The organism is Corallococcus sp. AB032C, assembly GCF_003668935.1.
Taxonomy (GTDB): domain Bacteria; phylum Myxococcota; class Myxococcia; order Myxococcales; family Myxococcaceae; genus Corallococcus; species Corallococcus exiguus.
The window spans coordinates 42662-62266 of the sequence record NZ_RAWP01000034.1 but is presented as its reverse complement, the minus strand read 5'-3'; the positions used below and the strand labels follow the sequence as shown (position 1 = coordinate 62266).

General features: G+C 68.7%; 18 protein-coding genes. 10 read left to right on the top strand and 8 right to left on the bottom strand.

Features of this window, described 5'->3' with window-relative positions; translation table 11 throughout:
- Positions 1-9: 9 nt before the first annotated feature.
- Complete coding sequence (gene ligA, locus D7X99_RS17265; protein WP_121778747.1) at positions 10-2034, bottom strand: NAD-dependent DNA ligase LigA; 2025 nt, start codon at positions 2032-2034, stop codon at positions 10-12.
- 498 nt (positions 2035-2532) lie between these two features.
- Between ligA and rho the strand changes: the two genes are divergently transcribed.
- The gene (gene rho, locus D7X99_RS17260) at positions 2533-4146 is read left to right on the top strand and encodes a transcription termination factor Rho (protein ID WP_121778768.1); all 1614 of its coding nucleotides are present in this window, start codon (positions 2533-2535) and stop codon (positions 4144-4146) included.
- Positions 4147-4172: 26 nt separating this feature from the next.
- On the top strand, positions 4173-4493 hold the full coding sequence (locus D7X99_RS17255; protein ID WP_121778746.1) for a hypothetical protein: 321 nt from the start codon (positions 4173-4175) through the stop codon (positions 4491-4493).
- 21 nt (positions 4494-4514) lie between these two features.
- Here D7X99_RS17255 and D7X99_RS17250 read toward each other — a convergent pair whose 3' ends face one another.
- The 5 genes from D7X99_RS17250 to D7X99_RS17230 all read right to left on the bottom strand — a co-directional run bounded on the left by D7X99_RS17250 (position 4515) and on the right by D7X99_RS17230 (position 10722).
- Positions 4515-7082, bottom strand: a complete 2568-nt coding sequence (locus D7X99_RS17250) for an ATP-binding protein (RefSeq protein WP_121778745.1) — start codon at positions 7080-7082, stop codon at positions 4515-4517.
- 120 nt (positions 7083-7202) lie between these two features.
- Complete coding sequence (locus D7X99_RS17245; RefSeq protein WP_121778744.1) at positions 7203-8423, bottom strand: AI-2E family transporter; 1221 nt, start codon at positions 8421-8423, stop codon at positions 7203-7205.
- A gap of 141 nt (positions 8424-8564) precedes the next feature.
- Positions 8565-9026, bottom strand: a complete 462-nt coding sequence (locus D7X99_RS17240; RefSeq protein ID WP_121778743.1) for a hypothetical protein — start codon at positions 9024-9026, stop codon at positions 8565-8567.
- Positions 9027-9029: 3 nt separating this feature from the next.
- Positions 9030-9860, bottom strand: a complete 831-nt coding sequence (locus tag D7X99_RS17235) for a triacylglycerol lipase (protein WP_121778742.1) — start codon at positions 9858-9860, stop codon at positions 9030-9032.
- 103 nt (positions 9861-9963) lie between these two features.
- A complete protein-coding gene (locus D7X99_RS17230; protein ID WP_169847746.1) occupies positions 9964-10722 on the bottom strand; it encodes a glutamine amidotransferase in 759 nt (252 codons plus the stop codon).
- A gap of 88 nt (positions 10723-10810) precedes the next feature.
- Here D7X99_RS17230 and D7X99_RS17225 point away from each other — a divergent pair, with 88 nt between their 5' ends.
- From D7X99_RS17225 to D7X99_RS17210, 4 genes are all read left to right on the top strand, one after another.
- Positions 10811-12298, top strand: coding sequence for an aldehyde dehydrogenase family protein (locus tag D7X99_RS17225; protein WP_121778740.1), 1488 nt, complete (start codon positions 10811-10813; stop codon positions 12296-12298).
- A gap of 68 nt (positions 12299-12366) precedes the next feature.
- Entirely contained in the window at positions 12367-13830 is a 1464-nt protein-coding gene (locus tag D7X99_RS17220; protein WP_169824918.1) for a glutamine synthetase family protein, read from the top strand.
- Positions 13831-13843: 13 nt separating this feature from the next.
- Positions 13844-15028 carry an iron-containing alcohol dehydrogenase gene (locus D7X99_RS17215; RefSeq protein WP_121778739.1) on the top strand — a complete coding sequence of 395 codons (1185 nt, stop codon included), beginning with the start codon at positions 13844-13846 and terminating at the stop codon, positions 15026-15028.
- Positions 15029-15188: 160 nt separating this feature from the next.
- Positions 15189-15605, top strand: a complete 417-nt coding sequence (locus D7X99_RS17210; protein WP_121778738.1) for an ATP-dependent DNA helicase — start codon at positions 15189-15191, stop codon at positions 15603-15605.
- Positions 15606-15685: 80 nt separating this feature from the next.
- On the opposite strand, the gene D7X99_RS17205 is transcribed toward D7X99_RS17210, so the two are convergent.
- Entirely contained in the window at positions 15686-16210 is a 525-nt protein-coding gene (locus D7X99_RS17205) for a hypothetical protein (protein WP_233613467.1), read from the bottom strand.
- Positions 16211-16464: 254 nt separating this feature from the next.
- On the opposite strand from D7X99_RS17205, the gene D7X99_RS42330 reads away from it, so the two are divergent.
- From D7X99_RS42330 to D7X99_RS17190, 4 genes are all read left to right on the top strand, one after another.
- A complete protein-coding gene (locus tag D7X99_RS42330) occupies positions 16465-16812 on the top strand; it encodes a hypothetical protein (protein ID WP_147476171.1) in 348 nt (115 codons plus the stop codon).
- Positions 16773-17897 carry a hypothetical protein gene (locus D7X99_RS17200; RefSeq protein ID WP_121778737.1) on the top strand — a complete coding sequence of 375 codons (1125 nt, stop codon included), beginning with the start codon at positions 16773-16775 and terminating at the stop codon, positions 17895-17897. Before D7X99_RS42330 ends, D7X99_RS17200 begins: the two co-directional genes overlap by 40 nt.
- 98 nt (positions 17898-17995) lie before the next feature.
- Entirely contained in the window at positions 17996-18439 is a 444-nt protein-coding gene (locus D7X99_RS17195) for a hypothetical protein (RefSeq protein WP_121778736.1), read from the top strand.
- Positions 18440-18570: 131 nt separating this feature from the next.
- Entirely contained in the window at positions 18571-18951 is a 381-nt protein-coding gene (locus tag D7X99_RS17190) for an ATP-dependent DNA helicase (RefSeq protein WP_121778735.1), read from the top strand.
- An 80-nt stretch (positions 18952-19031) separates the two neighbouring features.
- On the opposite strand, the gene D7X99_RS17185 is transcribed toward D7X99_RS17190, so the two are convergent.
- Positions 19032-19598: a hypothetical protein gene (locus tag D7X99_RS17185; protein WP_121778734.1), complete on the bottom strand. Its 567-nt coding sequence runs from the start codon at positions 19596-19598 to the stop codon at positions 19032-19034.
- Positions 19599-19605 lie beyond the last annotated feature (7 nt).

Sequence of the window (19605 nt, the reverse complement as noted above, 5' to 3'; positions counted from 1 at the left end):
CCTCTGGCCTCATGCTCTGGCATCCCCTTCTAGCAGCTTCAGGAACGCCTGCTCATCCAGGATTCTTACGCCCAATTCCTGCGCCTTCTTCAGCTTGGTACCCGCGTCCTCGCCGGCGACGACGAAATCGGTCTTGCGCGAGACACTTCCGGAGACCTTACCGCCGCGCCGTTCGATTTCCTCCTTGGCCTGCTCGCGCGCAAGCCGCTCCATGGTGCCGGTGAGCACCACCGTCTTGCCCACGAAGGGGCCGCCCGTGGCGACCGCCGGGGGGGCAGGGTGGACTCCCGCGTCCAGGAGGGCCTGGATGGCGGCCTGGTTCTGGGGCTCCTGGAAGAAGGTGTGGATGACCTGCGCCATCACCGGGCCCACGTCCTTCACCCGGCTGATGTCCTCCAGGCTGGCCGTGAAGAGCGACTTCACCTCCGGGAAGGACTCCGCCAGGGCGCGCGCCGTGGAGTCGCCCACGTGGCGGATGCCCAGCGAATACAGGAAGCGGCGCTGGGTGGTGTCCTTGCTGCCCGCGATGGAGGCCAGCAGGTTGTCCGCGCTCTTCTCTCCCATGCGCTCCAGCTTGAGCAGCGAGTCCCGGGTGAGCGCGAACAGGTCCGCGAACGCCTTCACCTGACCGGAGGTGACCAACTGCATGGCCAGCTTGTCCCCCAGGCCTTCAATGTCCAGGGCGAGGCGGCTGGCGAAGTGGCGCACCTTCTCCACCAACTGCGCGGGGCAGGACGCGCCCGTGCAGCGGATGATGGCGCCGTCCTCGTCCTTGGCCGCCACCGCGCCGCACACCGGGCAGTGGGTGGGGAAGGTGAAGGGCTGGGAGTCCTCCGGGCGCTTGGACAGCACCACGGAGACGATCTCCGGAATCACGTCGCCCGCGCGGCGCACGAAGACGGTGTCGCCCTTGCGCACGTTCTTGCGGCGCAGCTCGTCTTCATTGTGCAGCGTGGCGCGCGACACCGTCACGCCGCCCACCTTCACCGGCTTCAGGTGCGCCACCGGCGTGAGCGCGCCCGTGCGGCCCACCTGGATGCCGATGTCGTCCACCGTGGTGGACTCCTCCTCCGGCGGGAACTTGTAGGCCACCGCCCAGCGCGGGCTCTTGGACACCTGGCCCAGGCGGCGGCGCAGGTCCTCGTCGTCCACCTTCACCACCATGCCGTCGACTTCGAAGGGCAGGGCGTGGCGGCCCTTCAGGGACTCGTCGTAGCGCTGGCGCACGCCGTCCGCCCCGTCCGCGTGCTGGTAGCGGTTGATGGGCAGGCCCAGCGTCTTCAGGTGCTCCAGCTTCTCCGTGTGCGTCTTGAAGGCGGGCACTCCGTCGCCGGGCACGCATTCGTACAGGTAGACGGACAGGGGCCGGGCGGCGGTCTCCTTGGGGTCCAACTGGCGCAGGCTGCCCGCGGCGGCGTTGCGCGGGTTGGCGAAGAGCGACTCGCCCGCCTCTTCGCGCTTCTCGTTGAGCTTGCGGAAGTCCTCCTTGCGGATGAAGACCTCGCCGCGCACCTCCAGCCGCTTGGGCACCTTCACGCCGTCCTGGGGGAACAGCTCCAGGGGCAGGCTCTTGATGGTGCGCAGGTTGCCCGTGACGTCCTCGCCGGTGGTGCCGTCGCCGCGCGTGGCGCCCTGCACGAAGCGGCCGTCCTCGAAGCGCAGGGAGATGGCCAGGCCGTCCAGCTTGGGCTCGCACACGTAGCCCACCTGCGACAGGCCCGTCAGCTTGCGGATGCGGTCGTCGAACTCCGTGAGCCCGGCGTCATCGAAGATGTTCGCCAGCGACAGCATCTGCGTGGTGTGCACCACCTGCCCGAAGTCCTCCACCGCCGCGCCGCCCACGCGCTGGGTGGGCGAGTCCGGCGTCATCAGCTGGGGGTACTTCTCCTCCAGCCCCTGGAGCTCACGCATCAGCGTGTCGTATTGGGCGTCGCTGATTTCCGGCGCGTCCAGCACGTAGTAGCGGTGGTTGTGGTGGGCCAGCTCCTGACGGAGCGCTCGGGCGCGGGCTTCGGCTTTCGGGAAGGTGTCCACGGGGTGTGTCCTTACCCCAATTCAGGGGCGCGGCCAGTTGCGCACGCCCCGCGTTGGAGGAGGAGCACTCTACCGGCACCACCTGACAGGGCCGCTCCACGCGCTCGGGAAGGGGAACCCGGGGACGCGTGTTCACGGCAAGAGAGCGCATCCGCCGCCCCATTAGGCCAGAATTTCAGTTACATAGCGGATTCCCTGTTCGCAATACCCCCACCCTCCAGTGCAACCCCCTGAAAAACGGGACAGAGCCAGGCACGGATGCCTTGACAGCTCTGGAGTCGGTCAATAGTTTCCAGCGCGGTTCCTGGCGCAGGGGTTCCCCCGGCGCCGTCTCTTCCCAACCACAGGCCCACGCGCCCTCCGGTCCGTTCCCAGGACTTGGGTGGTGCTGCCCCCTGGAAGGTGCTTCCGAGCGCCGCGCGGACGGATCGCCGTCCCGCGTACAGCCTGCCCGAGCCTTCGGGCGCTTCCCCCCCCTACTTCCGTACGCAGACCGTCATGGCCAAAGCCCGTTCCCCCCGAGAGAAGGTAGTCCAGCCGGTGTTCACCGAGGAGAAGCCCCGGCGCAAGCGCGCGGCGGCGAAGGAGGCGGAGAAGCCCGCTCCCCGGACGCGTCGTGCGCCGGCTCGTCGTGAAGAGGCTCCCGCCGAGGAGGCCGAGGCCCCCGAGGTCGTCGCGGAAGCGCCCCGTCCGGTGCTCACTCCCATCTCCCGTCCCGTGCGCGACGACGAGCTCCAGGAGCTGCGCGGTACGGAAGAGGAGACGCCCGCCGAGGAGGCCGCTCCGGCCGCCCCGCAGGAGTCCGCGGAAGGCCCCGCCATCACGGAGGTCGAGCGCGACGGCACCCCGATGCAGGTCATCCGGCTCAATGACCTGAAGCGGATGAAGATCGTCGACCTGGCGAAGATGGCCCACGACACGGGCATCGAGGGCTACCAGGGTCTGAAGAAGCAGGACCTCATCTTCGCGCTGCTGGGCGGCATCGCCGACAAGCGCTTCGAGGTCCACGCGGAAGGCGTGCTGGAGCTGCTCAGCGACGGCTTCGGCTTCCTGCGCAGCGCGGACAGCGACTACCAGCCGTCCCCGGACGACATCTACGTGTCGCCGTCGCAGGTGCGCCGCTTCAACCTGCGGCCCGGCGATACCGTGACGGGCCCCATCCGCCAGCCCCGCGAGGGCGAGCGCTTCTTCGCGCTGCAGAAGGTGGACAAGGTCAACTTCGCGGACCCCATGTCGGACGCGGCGCGCGAGCGCATCCTGTTCGACAACCTCACGCCGCTCTATCCGACGCGCAAGCTCAAGCTGGAGCACGAGTCGTCGGAGATGACCACGCGCATCATCGACATGTTCTGCCCCATTGGTCTGGGCCAGCGCTGTCTCATCGTGGCGCCTCCGAAGGCCGGCAAGACGGTGCTGCTGCAGAACATCGCGCACGCCATCAGCCGCAACCACCCGGACGTCTACCTCATCGTGCTGCTCGTGGACGAGCGCCCGGAGGAAGTGACGGACATGGAGCGCAGCGTGCGCGGCGAGGTGGTGTCCTCCACCTTCGACGAGCCCGCCACGCGCCACGTGCAGGTGGCGGAGATGGTCATCGACAAGGCCAAGCGCCTGGTCGAGCAGAAGTACGACGTCTGCATCCTGCTGGACTCCATCACCCGTCTGGCGCGCGCCTACAACACGGTGGTGCCCGCGTCCGGCAAGATTCTCTCCGGCGGTGTGGACGCCAACGCGCTCCACAAGCCCAAGCGCTTCTTCGGCGCGGCCCGCAACATCGAAGAGGGCGGCAGCCTCACCATCATCGGCACGGCGCTCATCGACACCGGCAGCCGCATGGACGAAGTGATTTTCGAGGAGTTCAAGGGCACGGGTAACTCCGAAATCGTCCTGGACCGGAAGTTGATGGAGAAGCGCATCTTCCCAACGCTCGACATCAACAAATCCGGTACCCGCAAGGAGGAGCTCCTCTTGTCTCAGTCGGACCTGGTGCGCATTACGGCGTTGCGCCAGGTGCTCCACCCCTTCACCCCCATCGACGCGATGGAGTTCGTGCTCAAGCACATGCGTCCGACGGCGGCGAACGCGGAGTTCCTGGGCTCGATGAACCGGTAGTTCCCTTCCGGCCCAAGGAGCCCCCCATGCGTCGTGCCCGCCTCCCTCTTCTTGTCGCCCGCGCTGTCGCGGGCCTCACCCCGGGGCTGTTGGCGGGATGCGACCTGGGGGTGGAGGACCTGCCCATGGGAGACACCCCACCGGTGCTCTCCAGTCAGGTCTGCTACGACGACTCGGACTGCGTCGCGAACGCGTGCTGTGGTGAGGGCACCGCCATCACCCACCGCGACGTGGGGCCGGACTGCACCGGCGTGCGGTGCGACGGGACGTGTAATCCCAACAGCGTGGACTGCGGCCGGTGCATCCCCACGTGCCGCAACGCGCGCTGCGCCGCCGCCTGCCAGTAGCGGGCGGCCGCACGTGCTGCTTCAGCTGGCCAGCCCGGTGGCCATGTCCACCGGCGGGTCCCTCAAGGGCAGCGTCACGCGGAAGGTGGTGCCGCCGCCCGGCGTGTCCTCCACGTCGATGCGGCCCTGGTGCGCTTCCACCACCTGACGCGACACCCAGAGCCCCAGGCCCAGGCCGCCGTAGTGGTGCGTGGACACGGCGCGCTCGAAGCGGTCGAAGATGCGCTCGCGGTCCTCCGGCTTGATGCCAATGCCGTGGTCCACCACGGACAGGCGCACGACCTCTCCATCCGGCTGCAGCGTCACGTCCACCGGACGGCCCCGGCCGAACTTCAGCGCGTTGGCGACCAGGTTGTGCACCACCTGCGAGATGCGTGACGGGTCGAAGGTGCCCATCACCGGGCCCTTCACGTCCACGGTGAGAGGCGTGCCGTCACGGCGCGCTTCTTCTTCAGCGAAGCGCGTCACCTCCACCAGCAGGTCACCCAGGTCCACGTCCGTGCGGATGATTTTCAGCCGGCCGCTGGTGATGAGCGACACGTCCATCAGCACGTCCACGAGCATCGCCAGCCGGCGGATGAAGGACCGCGCCTGCTTCAGGCGCTCCAGGGCCTTGGGCGGAGCATCCTTGCCCAGGCCGCGCTCCACCAGCTCCAGGTGCAGCTGGAAGGCCGCCAGGGGCGTGCGCAGCTCGTGCGCCGCCACGGAGAGGAAGTCGTCGCGGGCGCGCAGGGCTTCCGTCAGGTTCTCCGCGCGGGCGCGCTCGTTGGCCATCTCCCCGCGCATCCTCGCGAGCTTCAGGTTGGACGCGATGCGTGCGAGCAGTTCGCCCGCGGAGAAGGGCTTCACCAGGTAGTCGTCCGCGCCGGACGCCAGGCCCTGCACCGTGGCCTCTTCTCCGGCCTTCGCGGACAACAGCAGGATGGGCAGCTCTCGCGTGGTGGGCGCGGCGCGCAGGGCCCGCAGCAGGCCCATGCCGTCCAGCTTCGGCATCATCACGTCCGACAGCACCAGGTCCGGTGGCCGGACCAGCGCGGCCTCCAGGCCCTTCTGGCCGTCCGTCGCCACCTCCACGTCGTACTCGGCGGACAGCACGCGCTGGATGTAGTCGCGCATGTCCCGGTTGTCGTCCACCAGCAGGATGCGCTCGCGGGGCGCCGGGGCCCCCGCGTGGCCGTCCGCGGACGACGGGTGCTGGTGGTGCGAGGACTGCGTGCGGTCCTTGGGCTTCGCGCTGCTCCACAGCAGCGCCTCCTCGACGTAGGCCGACGTGGCCTCGCGCGCCGCGGAGCGCGGCCGGGCGGTGGTGCGGATGCGCTCCTGCGGCAGGTGCTCATGGCCCAGGGGCAGCTCCACGCGGAAGGTGCTGCCCTCGCCCTCGGTGCTGCTCGCGGACACGGTGCCGCCGTGCAGCCTGGCGAACTCCTGCACCAGCGCGAGCCCGATGCCGCTGCCCTCCACCGTGCGCGACGGCGAGCCCGTCACGCGGTGGAAGCGCTCGAAGAGGCGGGGCAGTTCGTGCGCGGGGATGCCCGAGCCGGTGTCCTCCACCTCCAGCGATACCCGCTGCCCGTGCTCGCGCAGGCGCAGCGTGATGTCTCCCTGGAGCGTGAACTTGAACGCGTTGGACACCAGGTTGAGGACGATCTGCTCCCACAGGTCCGGCGCCACGTAGACGGGCTGGGACAGGGGAGGGCAGTCCACCGTCAGCTTGAGGCCCGCGCGCTCCATGGAGGAGCGGAAGCTGGACGCCGCGTCCTTCGTCAGCGCGGCCAGGTCCGTGGGCGCGAAGCGCTCCTCCTTCGGGCCCGCCTCCAGCTTCGACAGGTCCAGGAGCGCGTTCACCAGCTTGAGCAGGCGCCCGGCGTTGCGGTGCACCCGCTCCATCTCCTTGCGGACCTCGTCCGACAGCGGGCCCGCTCGCCCGGCGAGCAGGTCCTCCGTGGGGCCCAGCATCAGCGTCAGCGGCGTGCGGAACTCGTGGCTGACGTTGGCGAAGAACTCCGACTTGAGCCTGTCCAACTCGCCCAGTTGCTCGTTCGCCACGCGCAGCTGCTGGTTGGCCTCTTGAATCTGCTGGGCGCGCCGGAAGATTTCACCCTCCATCTCGTCCGCGCGGGCGCGGAGCTCGGCGTGCTGGCGGCTCTGCTCCTCGTCCAGGTGCTTCAGGCGGATGAAGTCGGTGACGTCCTCCACGCGGTGGATGACGTAGCGCACCGCGCCGTCCTCGCCGGACACCGGGGTGTTCAGCGGGCTCCAGTAGCGCGGCTCGAACCCGCCGCCGGCCTGGTCGGGCCGGGGGATGTCGTACTTCTGGACCGCCATCGCGTCCGGGGTGCGCGTCTTCACCGCGCGCTCCAGTGACGCGCGCAGGTTGGTCACCCCGCTGGCCTGTGGGTCCCGCGGGTTGTCCGGGAAGACGTCGAAGATGTGGCGGCCCAGGATGTCCTCGCGCCGCGTCCGCGTGGCGCGCAGGTACGCGTCCGTCACCCCGACGATGACGAACTCCGGCGTCAGCACCAGGTACGGGTTGGGCGCGGCTTCGAACAGGCTCCGGTAGTCCGGGGCCGGTGAGGGGCTGGGGGGCATCACACGTCCTCAGAGGCGGAGGCGTGCATGGAATTAGTCATTCGCCCCCGGGATGGCCAGGGGCGAAAGTGGGAGACAGCCCCCGGTTTCCACCGGTTGACGCTTCGCTGCCCCTGTCGTTCAGGCCGCGGGGGCGGCGTCCGTGGAGGCGACCGCCTGCTGGGGCGTCGCGGCCACCAGCGGGGGCGGCTGCGCCTTGAGGCGCGCGTAGTCGAAGCAGGCCACCGCGATGGAGGCCACCGGCACCGCGAACAGCGCGCCCCAGAGGCCGAAGAGCTTCTCGCCCGCGATGAGGGAGAAGGCCACCACCACCGGGTGGATGCGCGCGGCCTCGCCCATGATCTTCGGGTTGAGGAAGTACGCCTCCAGCGCGTGGATGCCGATGATCCACAGCAGGAGCGCGACGCCCTTCTGGAAGCCGTCCGCCAGCGCGATGAGGACGATGGGCACCGAGCTGATGATGGTGCCGAAGATGGGGATGAGGCTGAAGAGCGTGGCGATGGTGGCCAGCAGGAACGCGAACTTCACGCCGAACAGGAGCAGGCCCACCAGCGTGAGGCCGCCGTTCACCAGGCAGATGGTGACCTGTCCGCGCACCACGCCGGACAGCGACTTGTCGATGCGCGCCACCAGGGTCTTCGCGTCCGGCAGGAACTCCGCGGGGACGAGCGTGCCGAAGTAGCGGCGGATGGCCTGCGCGTCGATGGAGAAGAACGCGGCGACCATCAGGATGAAGAACAGCATGAAGACGCCGGTCAGCACCTCCGTGACGATGTGGCGCGACACGTTGACGATGTCCGCCAGGTTCTCCTTCGCGAGCGACGTCACGCGCGCCACCGCGTCCGTGAGCATCTGCTCCAGGTCCAGCGCCAGGCTGAAGCCACCGGACGAGCCCGCCGCCGCGCCCTCCATGGCCCGGTCCGACAGGGCCACGGGGATGCCGTACGTGTTGAGCCACTCCTCCGCGCGCTGCGCGAGCCCCTGCACGTGCTCCGGCGTGAGCGCGCTGGCGAAGGTGGCCATCTCGCGGCTGATGCGCGCCACCTCGCGGTAGAGCTGCGGCACCAGCGCGACGAAGAAGAGATACACCGCGAGGAAGAACCCCGCGTAGATGAGCAGGATGGCCACCCAGCGCGGCACGTAGCGGCCGGCCACCTTCAGCCGGGTGATGCGCGCCACCAGCGGCTGCACCAGGTACGCGATGAGCGCCGCGCCCGCGAAGGGCATCACCACCGAGCGCAGGGCGAAGAGCGTCACCGCGATGGCCACCCACAACCCGGCGAGGAGGAGCAGGCGCTTGCGGCGTTCGTCGGGGGCGGTGGCTTCCACGGGCTGCGACATGCACCCGGGCTTAAGGCAGCGGCCTCCCTCCTGACAAGTTCCCGGCGGAAAGCTTCCGGCAGGCCCCGGCTCCTATGCCCCCCAAGGGTCCGGAACCCCCTCTGACGAAGGCAGGCGGCCGGCCCGGGGCATGCCCGGGCTTCAGGCCTGGGGCATCCGGGACCGGTCGCCCAGCCGGGGCTCCAGGCGGTCCAGGCACTCGCGCATCAGGGGGCGCTTGATGCGGCCCTGGGTGGACTCTCCCAGGCCCAGCATCTGTTCGGTGAGCCAGCGGGTGAGGAAGAGCAGGGGGACGCGGTCGTCGGGGGCCAGGCCCCGCTCCAGGTAGCGCTTGTTGCGCACGTAGTCGTCGAAGGCGTCGAACTCGCGGGCCAGGTCCCACTTCGCCAGCCGCAGGGCCTCCGTGTAGACGGCCGGGTCGGGGCGCCGGGTGGCCTCCTGGAACAGCGGGGCGAACTCGCCCAGGGTGGCGGGGTCCAGGTCCTGGACGGGCGGGGGCCAGGACTCCAGGTCCTTGGCGAGCAGCCGCGCCACCTCGTCCAGCAGGTGGTCCACGAGGGCGACGGGCTTGAGGTCGAAGAGATGGTCCCAGCGCGAGGGCATGTGTCAGGGGCTGGCGGCGGCGGGCAGGGCCACCGGAAGGGGAGGGGGCGGAAGTGTGGCGGCGGGTGCGGCCACGGGGCCGTCAGCATAGCCCAGGGCCAGCTCGCGCTGGATGACCTCCCACACGGCCCGGCGCGTGAGCAGCTCGCCGTGGGGCACCACGCCGGACAGCTCCACGTTGAAGACGTTGGGCTGGCCGCCCACGTCCAGCACGGAGGAGGGGTAGGGCGCGATGACGTCGTCGCGCGAGTAGATGGACGTGAGCCGCACGTGGCGTGGGAAGGCGCCCACGCTCAGGCCCTTGATGAATCGCGACGTGGGCGTGAGCTGCCACATGCTGCGGCTGAACCAGCCCAGCGTCGCGCAGCCCAGGTAGGCCATGCGGGTGCCCCGGTGCGGCGTGCCCAGGGTGATGAGGCTCTTCACGCGCGTGTCCCCGCCCAGCCGCTTCACGTAGTACGTGCCGATGAGGCCGCCCTTGGAGTGGCCGATGATGGTGAGCGGCCCCATGCCCGGGTGTCGCTCGTAGAGCCGGTCCACCTTGCCCTGGACCTTGCGCGCCAGCTCGTCGATGCGGTGCGTGTTGAAGCGGTCCATGGTGCCGCCCAGGTGGATGGACCAGACGCAGTAGCCCTCGCGGCGCAGGCGGTGCTCCAGCACCTCCAGGACGCGGCGCGTGCTGAAGAAGCCGTGCAGCAGGAGCACCGGCTTCTGGCAGCGCTTGAAGTCCGTGCGGCGCACGACCTGGTTGCCGCGTGGATCCAGATCCACGTAGCTGGCCAGGTACTTCAGCTGGCACTTCAGCTTCCGGTACTGCATCACGAACGGATTCATCCCCAGCCCCCGCCCCTCCTGGACGGAGCGTGGACCGCCGTCCTGGAACACGGAGCAAAGCTAGGGCGCGCGCCAACTCGCTGCCCGAACCCGGAAGGTCCGGTCAGGTGAAGTGTTCGAGGAAGTTCATCAGCACCCGGTGCGCGTGCGGCGTCGGGGTGATGCCGGACAACAGCCGGGGGACGTACTCGCCCTCGGGGACTCCCTTGTCCCGCCCGAGCGACTCCAGCGCGTCCTCGCGGGCGAGGATGACCGCGCGCATGGCGTCCGTGGGCATCTCCGGGTGGAACTGCACGCCGCGCACGTTGTTCCGGAAGGCGAGCGCCTGGTTCGCGGTGTTGGCGTTGCCCGCGAGCACCGTCACTCCTTCTGGCAGGCGGGAGACGATGTCCTCGTGGGTCTCCTGCACGGCGAAGCGCTCCGGCAGGCCGGTGAACAGCGGATCCGCGCGCCCTTCGGGTGAGAGCGTCACCTCCACGGTGCCCGTCTCGCGGCCGTTGGGGTTGCGAGACACCTTGCCGCCGTAGGCTTCGGCGAGCAGCTGTTGACCAAAGCACACGCCGAGGACGGGGATGCCCTGCTCGCCCGCCTCCACCATGAAGGCGCCCGCGCGCTCCATCCACGGCTCGCGCTGCGTCACCGACAGGGGCGAGCCCGTCATCATCACCGCGTCGTAGCCCTTCGCGTCCTTCGGCAGGGGTGCGCCCTTGTGCACGGGGAGGATGTCGAAGCGCTGACCGGACAGTCCAATGGTTTGCAGAAACCACCGCTCGTAGTCGCCCACGGAGAGCTGGACGGCGGTCGCCGCGTCGCCGGCTTTCAGCAGGAGGACGTTCTTCATGGGGGCAGGTTGCCGCGTCATGTCCCCATTCCTACCGTGTCCAGCCGTCCGTGTCCGGTGCCCGCCACTCCCAGGTCGCTCGCGCGCCGTGCTCACCCGAGGCCTCGCCATGACCGACGCTCGTTCGCTCACTCCCAAGCTCCCCGTGCTCAAGCTGCTCATCGACGGGCAGCAGGTGGACCCCATCGAAGGGGGCACCTTCGCGGTGGTGAATCCCGCCACCGGCCAGAAGATCGCGGACGTGCCCGCGGGCACCGCCGCGGACGTGGACCGCGCGGTGAAGGCCGCGCGCCGCGCCTTCGAATCCGGGCCGTGGGGGAAGATGACCGGCCGCGAGCGAGGCAAGCTCATCCGCAAGCTGGCGGACCTGCTCTACGAGCGCCGCGAGGAGTTCGCGCTCGTCGAGTCGCTGAACAACGGCAAGACCTTCAAGGACGCCATCCGGGGTGACGTGGCGCCGGCCTCCGCGACGCTCGCGAACTTCGCGGACATGGCCAGCACCATCACGGGCGAGGTGCTGCCCGTGGACGGTCCCTTCCACACCTACGCGCTCAAGGAGCCGGTGGGCGTGGTGGGCGCCATCGTGCCGTGGAACTACCCCACGTGCATGCTGGGCTGGAAGCTGGGGCCCGCGCTGGCCGCCGGCTGCACGGTGGTGGTGAAGCCGTCCGAGTACACGCCGCTCACCGCGCTGAAGCTGGGCGCGCTGGCGCTGGAGGCGGGCTTCCCGCCCGGCGTCATCAACATCGTCACCGGCCTGGGCGACCCCGCGGGTGAAGCCATCGCCCGGCACCCGGACGTGGACAAGATTTCGTTCACCGGCTCCGGCCGCACCGCGCGCCGGCTGCTGCAGGCGTCCGCCGCGAGCAACCTGAAGAAGCTGACGCTGGAGCTGGGCGGCAAGAGCCCGCAGATCATCTTCCCGGACGCGGACTTCAACCGCGCGGTGGAGGCGTGCTTCTGGGGCATCTTCGGCAACAAGGGTGAGACCTGCAACGCGGGCAGCCGCGTGCTGGTGCACCAGGACGCCTACGAGGCCTTCGTCGCGAAGCTCGCGGAGAAGGCGCGCACGATGAAGGTGGGCGACCCGCTGGACGTGTCCACGGAGATGGGCGCGCTGGTGAGCCAGAAGCAGATGGACGTGGTGCTGGGCTACATCGAGAGCGGCAAGCAGCAGGGCGCGAAGCTGCTCGCGGGCGGTGGCCGCGACACGGAGGGCTTCAAGGCGAAGGGCTGCTTCGTGAAGCCCACCATCTTCGGCGACGTGAAGCCGGACATGAAGATTGCCCAGGAGGAGATCTTCGGCCCGGTGCTCAGCTGCCTGCGCTTCCGCGACGACGCGGAGGCCATCGCGATGGCGAACAGCACGCAGTACGGCCTGGCCGCGTCCATCTGGACGGGTGACGTCGCGAAGGCCCACGCGCTGGCGAAGCAGGTGAAGAGCGGCGTGGTGTGGATCAACTGCTTCAACGAGTTCGACGACGCGGCGCCCTTCGGTGGCTACAAGGAATCCGGTTGGGGCAAGGACCTGGGCCACCACGCGCTGGATGGTTACCTCCAGACCAAGGCCGTGTGGACGAAGTTGCCGTCTCCCTGACGCACCCCGCGCCCCTCCACTCCATTCCATCGCTTCACCGCCGCATGACGAAGAAAAGGAAGGTCCGCATGGCGTCGCGTCCCAAGGCCAAGGTGCTCACCCATCCGGCGATGGCCCGCCGGGCTCGCGCGAAGGAGCGGAGCGAGGGAGGGCCGCGAGCGGTGCCCGGACAGCAGGGGGACATGGACTCCCTGCGCCGGTGGATGGACGAGAAGGGCGTCCGCAAGGTGAAGGTGGGCGCCATCGACATGGATGGCGTCTGGCGCGGCAAGTACATCTCGCTGGAGAAGTTCTACAGCGCCGCGAAGAGTGGCCTGGGCTTCTGCGACGTCGTCTTCGGCTGGGACCTGGGCGACGAGCTGTTGGACAACACGAAGGTGACGGGCTGGCACACGGGCTACCCGGACACGCCCGCGAAGGTGGACCTGTCCACCGCGCGCATCATCCCGTGGGAGCCGGACACCGCGGCGTTCCTGCTGGACTTCGTGAACCCGGACGGCACGCCCTTCGAGGCGAGCCCGCGCCAGCTGCTCCAGAAGATGGGCCAGCGCGCGCGCAAGCTGGGCTTCCTGCCCAAGTTCGGCGCGGAGTACGAGTTCTTCCTCTTCAAGGAAGGCCCTCAGAGCCTGCATGAGAAGGGCTTCAAGAACCTCACGCCGCTGACGCCGGGCATGTTCGGCTACTCATGGCTGCGCACGTCCATGAACGCGCCGCTGGTGCACGCGCTCATCGACGGGTGCAATGCGTACGGGCTCAACATCGAGGGCTTCCACACGGAGACGGGCCCCGGCGTCTTCGAGGCCGCCATCCGCTACGACACGCTGGAGCTGGCGGCGGACCGCGCGGCGCTCTTCAAGACGGTGGTGAAGGAGATCTGCGCGAAGCACGGCGTGTCCGCGTGCTTCATGGCCAAGGTGGATCCGAAGCTGCCGGGCTGCTCCGGCCACGTGCACCAGTCGCTGTGGAACCTGAAGGAGGAGGAGAACCTCTTCCACGACCCGTCGCAGAAGCACGGGATGAGCAAGCTGATGCGGCACTACATCGGCGGGCAGGTGGCGCTGATGCCGGAGCTGACGGCGCTCTACTGGCCCACCATCAACAGCTACAAGCGCAGCGTGGAGAACACCTGGGCGCCCACCACCGCGACATGGGGCCTGGAGAACCGCACCTGCGCCATCCGCGTCATCGGTGACAGCGGCAAGTCCATGCGCATCGAGTACCGCCAGCTGGGCGCGGACATGAACGCGTACATCGGCATGGCGGTGAGCCTGGCCGCGGGCCTGTGGGGCATCGAGAACGAAATCGAGCCGCCCGCGCCCGTGCTGTCCAATGCCTACGAGGCGAAGAACACGAAGCCGCTGCCCCGCACCCTGAAGGACGCGGTGGCTCTCTTGAAGAACAGCGAGCGCGCCCACGAAATCCTGGGCGAGGGCTTCGTGGATCATTTCGTGCGCACCCGCGAGTGGGAGGTGCGCCAGTACGAGCGGGCGGTCACCTCCTGGGAGCTGGAGCGCTACCTTGAGCTCATCTGAAGGAGGACCTTCCATGAAACCTTTCGACATTCCCTCCGAGCCGCGCGTCACGGAGATGGCGTGGCCCACGCGCATCGTGTTCGGCGCGGGCGCGCTCCAGAAGCTGCCCGCGCACGCGGCGCGGTTGAACATGAAGCGCCCGTTGCTGGTGACGGACGCGGGCGTGGTGAAGGCGGGCCTCGCCGCGCGCGTGGCGGACGTGCTCAAGGGCGCGGGCCTGGAGTGCGCGGTGTTCGACCGCGTGGAGCCCAACCCCACGGAGCGCGACGTGTTCGCGGGCCTGGAGGCGTACCGCGCGCACAAGGCGGACGGCATCGTCGCCCTGGGCGGTGGCAGCGCGCTGGACGCGGGCAAGCTGGTGCAACTGCTCACCACGCACGAGCCGCCGCTCAGCCGCTACGACGACGCGAAGGGCGGCGACCAGTACGTGCGCGACGACCTGCCTCCGCTCATCGCCATTCCCACGACGGCGGGCACGGGCTCCGAAGTCGGGCGCTCGGGCGTGGTGACGCTGGCGGACACGGGCCGCAAGACGGTCATCTTCAGCCCGCACCTGCTGCCGAAGGCGGCCGTCATCGACCCGGAGCTGACGCTGGGCCTGCCCCCGTCCGTCACGGCGGCCACGGGCATGGACGCGCTCACCCACTGCATCGAGGCGTATGTCGCCAATGGCTTCCATCCGCTCGCGGACGCGGTGGCCATCGACGGGGCGATGCGCGTGGGGCGCTCGCTGGTGACGGCGGTGCAGGAGGGCCGCGACCTGGCGGCGCGCACGGACATGATGGTGGCCGCGATGGAGGGCGCCATGGCCTTCCAGAAGGGCCTGGGCGCGAGCCACGCGCTGGCGCACGCGCTCACGCCCATCTCCAACGTGCCGCACGGCCTGGCGAACGCCATCGTCCTGCCCGCGGTGATGGAGTTCAACCGCGCGGCCTGCACGGCGCGGCTGGCGCGCATCGCCACGGCGCTGGGGGACACGTCCAACGCGCGCGAGGAGGTGCTCGCGGCGAACGCCATCGACCGCGTGCGCAAGCTGGCGGCGTCCGTGGGGATTCCGACGCGGCTGCGCGAAGCGGGCGTGCAGGAGAAGGACCTGGAGCACATCGCGCAGAAGGCCTTCCAGGACGCGTCCCACCAGGGGAATCCGCGCACCGTGACGGAGGCGGACCTGCTGGCCATGGCCCGCGAGGCGTACTGAAAAGCGGCTTCACTCCGACTTGATTTCAGAGTGTTTCAGCGGGGCCTCTTCCGAGGGAAACGGGAGGGGCCTCGTGCCTTTGGCGCGCTTGAATCAAGCAGGGCCTCCCCCGTCAGAAGGTTCAGAACGCAGCAACAACGCGGCTCAACGGAGGCAGGTCATGAAGGCGATGCTCAAGAAGATGGTGGTGGCTGTGGCGCTGGTCGCGAGCTCCCCGGTGATGGCGGCGGACTACCACGGCGCCTCCCCCCTCGTGAGCCGTCAGGACCAGGCTCGCATGGAGCGCGAACGGCATGAGCGGGAGCGGACGGCGCGGCTGGAGCGCGAACGGCAGGAGCGGGCGCGGATGGAGCGCGAGCGTCAGGCCCGGCTGGAGCGTGAGCGCAAGGAGCGGGCGCGGATGGAGCGCGAGCGTCAGGTCCGGCTGGAGCGCGAGCGTCAGGAACGCGAGCGGCAGGCCCGGATCGAGCGGGAGCGCAAGGAGCGGGAGCGGCTGGCCCGGCTGGAGCGCGAGCGTCAGGAGCGGGAGCGGTTGGCGCGGCGCGACTCGCACTACCGGGGCGGCTGGGTGAACTAGGCAGCCATGGTGTTACAGCCTGAAGCAGCACGGAGGCCCGGGGGCGGATATCCACCCTCGGGCTTCTTCGCGTCTGGAGGTCAGTGGGCGGTGGACTCGATGGGCTGCGTGCGGGGTCCTGCATCCAAGGCGGTGCTGCCCGCGTCCACGACGGCGCCTGTCTCCGGCGTGAACTCCAGCGTCTCCACGAAGATGCGCCCCGGCAGCCGCAGGTCCATGGCGGTGATGTGCTCGCGGTCGCGCAACTCATAGAGTTGCCGTGCCACCCAGTTCGCCTGCACGGGTTCGTCGGAGAAGAAGACGTAGACGCGCACCTTCCCCTCCTGCACCGGCACACGGAAGCGGGTGTTGGCGACAGGCCGGTTCGCCTCGCAGCGGATGGAGCGGTTCTCCCGAGTGAGCGTGAGCTGCCGGATGATGCCCTTCTCGGACGTCGTGAAGAGCATGCAGTAGGGGAGCTGGTCCCCAACGGGGATGATCTCCATCGTCGCGGGGCCCGTCCGATTCACCTGGGCACGCGTCACCTTCGCGGGCTTCGCGTCGTCGCAGCGCACGGAGCCCGCGCCCAACGCCATCACCGTCAACAAGCCCGTCCAGCGCGTCACGTGTTCTTCCCTGGGAAGGTGGGATGCCGACCGCGAGTCTACCCCGACGTAGCACAGTGGGCGTGCGCCAAGGGAAGACGCGGCTCCAGAATCACCTGGAACGCCAGTGACGCATGGGGATGAGAGTTTTTCGCTGGATTGGCCCGTGCCCTTTCAGCCAGACGCAATCGCTCTCCGCCATGGATGGACTCACGTGGGGGCCTCTTGATGGATTAGAAGAAAGGGGCCGAGTGGGTACGACAGTGGGGGTGCACATGGACTTCGCTGCGCTGTGTCTGCAGATCAAGAAGGGACTGGATGCGCCGAAAGATCGCATGCTCATCTATCAGGCCCTTTCCCAGCTCTCATCCCCGGATCAGGTTCCCAAGCTGCTCCAGGCGTGGAATCTGCTCTACCCGAACCTGATTCTCTTTGATGAGTTGGAGCGGGTCCTTGACGACAAGGAAGAACTCCAGGCGTGGGAGCGACTGACGGGACAATCCGTCAAGTGGGGCTCCATCTCCGCAACCACCACGGCCTCCTATTTGAATCTCCGGGCGACCCAGGCACGTCCAAGAGCTCTGTGCTCATCGGGAAGCTCATCGGGGCCAATATGCCCGTGAAGGTCAAGGGCAAGGCAATCAAGGGTGGCTTGACCTGGTACCTGCTGGAGTTCTCCGCGAACGACTACCCAAAGGTCGTGTCAGTGCCGAAGAACGCTGACGGTGACGTGCGCGCGCTCTACAAGAGCCATCGTGCCTGGGCCGTCGAGTCGGCTGTCGCGACGTACGTCGACTACAATGTCTTCATGGCTCAGTTGCGAGCCTTCGAGATGATTCACCGCAAGCTCTCGCTCAAGCAGCGGATTACCTTGCTGCGGCAGATGGCCCACCCCAGCAGTCTGCCATTCGATGCGGTGATTGGCACCTCGGGGGGCAGCGTCTATGAGGAGACGCGCCCCAAGGTCTATGAGATGTACCAGCTTGTGAGGGATGCGAAGGCCTTCCTCACCCCCAGGGGAGAGCTGGTCGACATCTACCACTTCATTGTCGGAATGGACGTGTACCAGCAGGGCCGGATGGGGCGCGAGCGGGTGAAGGTGATCCGGCTGGGAGAGAGCGACCCCTCCGCGACCTGGGCCGGCGACATCGGAGCGGGTGCGGCGGACGCGCTACTGCATAAGGACAAGGACTACGAGGACAATCACCCTGGCATGCGCGAGGCGGATCGCATCCTTCACTACTACCAGACCCGGGCGCCTTCGCAGGATCTGCTCGGAGACCTGGATGCGTGGGGTGTCGCGGAACGCGTCGACCACAATGCGACGGGCGACACGATTTCTTCGATCATCGAGAGCGTCTACGGTCGTGGAAACGCGACGAAGATGGGGGCGCCCCAGCTCCGCAGGAGCGCGCTGGAGAATTTCCTCACGCGCCATGGCCTCACGATGAGTGGTTCCTCGCTTGTCTCCGTCGCCAACCTGGAGGTCTTGAAGTATTACATCAATGACTTTGGTCGTGTTTGGATCTACCGCGCCCAGATGAACAAAGGCATCTGGAGCCGCTCGGTGTGGTTTGGCTCAAGTTACGATAAGCCCGCGCTGGCGGCGATGAGCGAGAAGATGGCGGCTCTGTACTTGAGGTGGCTGGATGAGCAGTGCCGGCTCAATGGCCTGCTTCCCAGCGTGGCACCCGCGGCCAGGAGATGAACCGAATGGATGATGGTCACGGGAACGCGTCCATGAGTGCACCGGGCGCTCCTGCCCTCTCGCGACTGAGACCCTGGCTTGCCGCTCTGGGCTACCTCATGGCGCAAGCCCTGGTCTCGCTGCTGGACATCCAGTGGGGGCCCCTTGGCGGTCTTCCGACCCAGGGCGTGCTGCTCGTGGCCGGTTCCGTGATGGTGGTGGTCGCGGGATTCCTGCCCGGGCTCTTCGAGTCGCGCCTCCGCCAGACGCTCCTGCTCGCACTCGGATGGCCCCTGGTGGTGGCCGCGGTGGCCGTGGCGTGGTTCGTCCCCTACGCCCTCATCCAGGAGTCGCAGTGGTTGGGTCCCAGCACCAACCGAGCCACGCTGCACCCGTTCTTCACCGGAGGCCTGAGCTGGCTGCTGTTCTTGTCCGCCCTGGGATACGCAGGTGGCGTGGGCGCGCGCCTTCGGTGGTGGCTCTGTCTGGGGGCGCCGCTGATGGTCTTCCTCGCGCTCTGCTGGCTGCTCCACCTTCGTGGCTACCCCGCCTTCGAAGGGTGAAGCGGCTTCGCTCCGGCTTCATTTCAGAGTGTTTCAACAGGGCCATCTTCCGATGGCGCGGCTGAATCAAGCAGGGCCTCCCCCGTCAGTAGTTTCAGAACGCAGCACAACGCGGCTCACGGAGGCAGGTCATGAAGGCGATGCTCAAGAAGATGGTGGTGGCTGTGGCGCTCGTCGCGAGCTCCCCGGTGATGGCGGCGGACTTCCACGCCGCCACCCCCCTCGTGAGCCGCCAGGACCAGGCCCGCATGGAGCGCGAACGGCAGGAGCGGGAGCGGCAGGAACGCGAGCGGCAGGCCCGGCTGGAGCGGGAGCGGCAGGAACGCGAACGGCAGGCCCGGGTGGAGCGCGAGCGGCAGGAGCGTGCGCGGCAGGCTCGGGTGGAGCGCGAGCGGCAGGAGCGCGAGCGGCAGGAGCGCGAGCGGCAGGCCCGGGTGGAGCGCGAGCGGCAGGAGCGGGAGCGCCTGGCCCGGCTGGAGCGCAGCCGCTACGGCGGTGGGTGGCTGAACTAGGCGGCCACGGTGTCACAGCCTGAAGCAGCACGGAGGCCCGGGGGCGGATGACCACCCTCGGGCTTCTTCGCGTCTGGCGCTCAGTTGGCCAGCGGCTCCACGGTCAGCTCGCGGGTACCGGCGTCCGGGGCCGTGCCTCCGTCGGACGTCACCACGCCGCCCGCGCCCACGATGCCACCCGTCGCTTCCGGCTCGCCCGTCTCCGGCGTGAACTCCAGCGTCTCCACGAAGATGCGCCCCGGCAGCCGCAGGTCCATGGCGGTGACACGCTCGCGGTCGCGCAAGTCGTACAGCTGCTGCGCCACGGAGCCCGCCGGCACGCGCTCGTCGGAGAAGAAGATGTAGACGCGCACCATCCCTTCCTGCACCGGCACGCGGAAGCTGGTGTTCGCGACGGGGCGGCCCGGGTCGCAGCGGATGGAGCGGTTCTCGCGCGTGAGCGTGAGCTGCCGGATGACGCCCTTCTCGGACATCGTGAAGAGCATGCAGTAGGGGAGCTGTCCCTCGACGGGGATGATCTCCATCGTCGCGGGGCCTGTGCGCTTCACCTGCGCGCGCGTCACCTTCGAGGGCGGCTTCGCGTCGTCGCAACTCATGATGCCCGCGCCCAGCACCATCACCGTCAACAAGCCCGTCCAGCGCGTCATGTGTTCC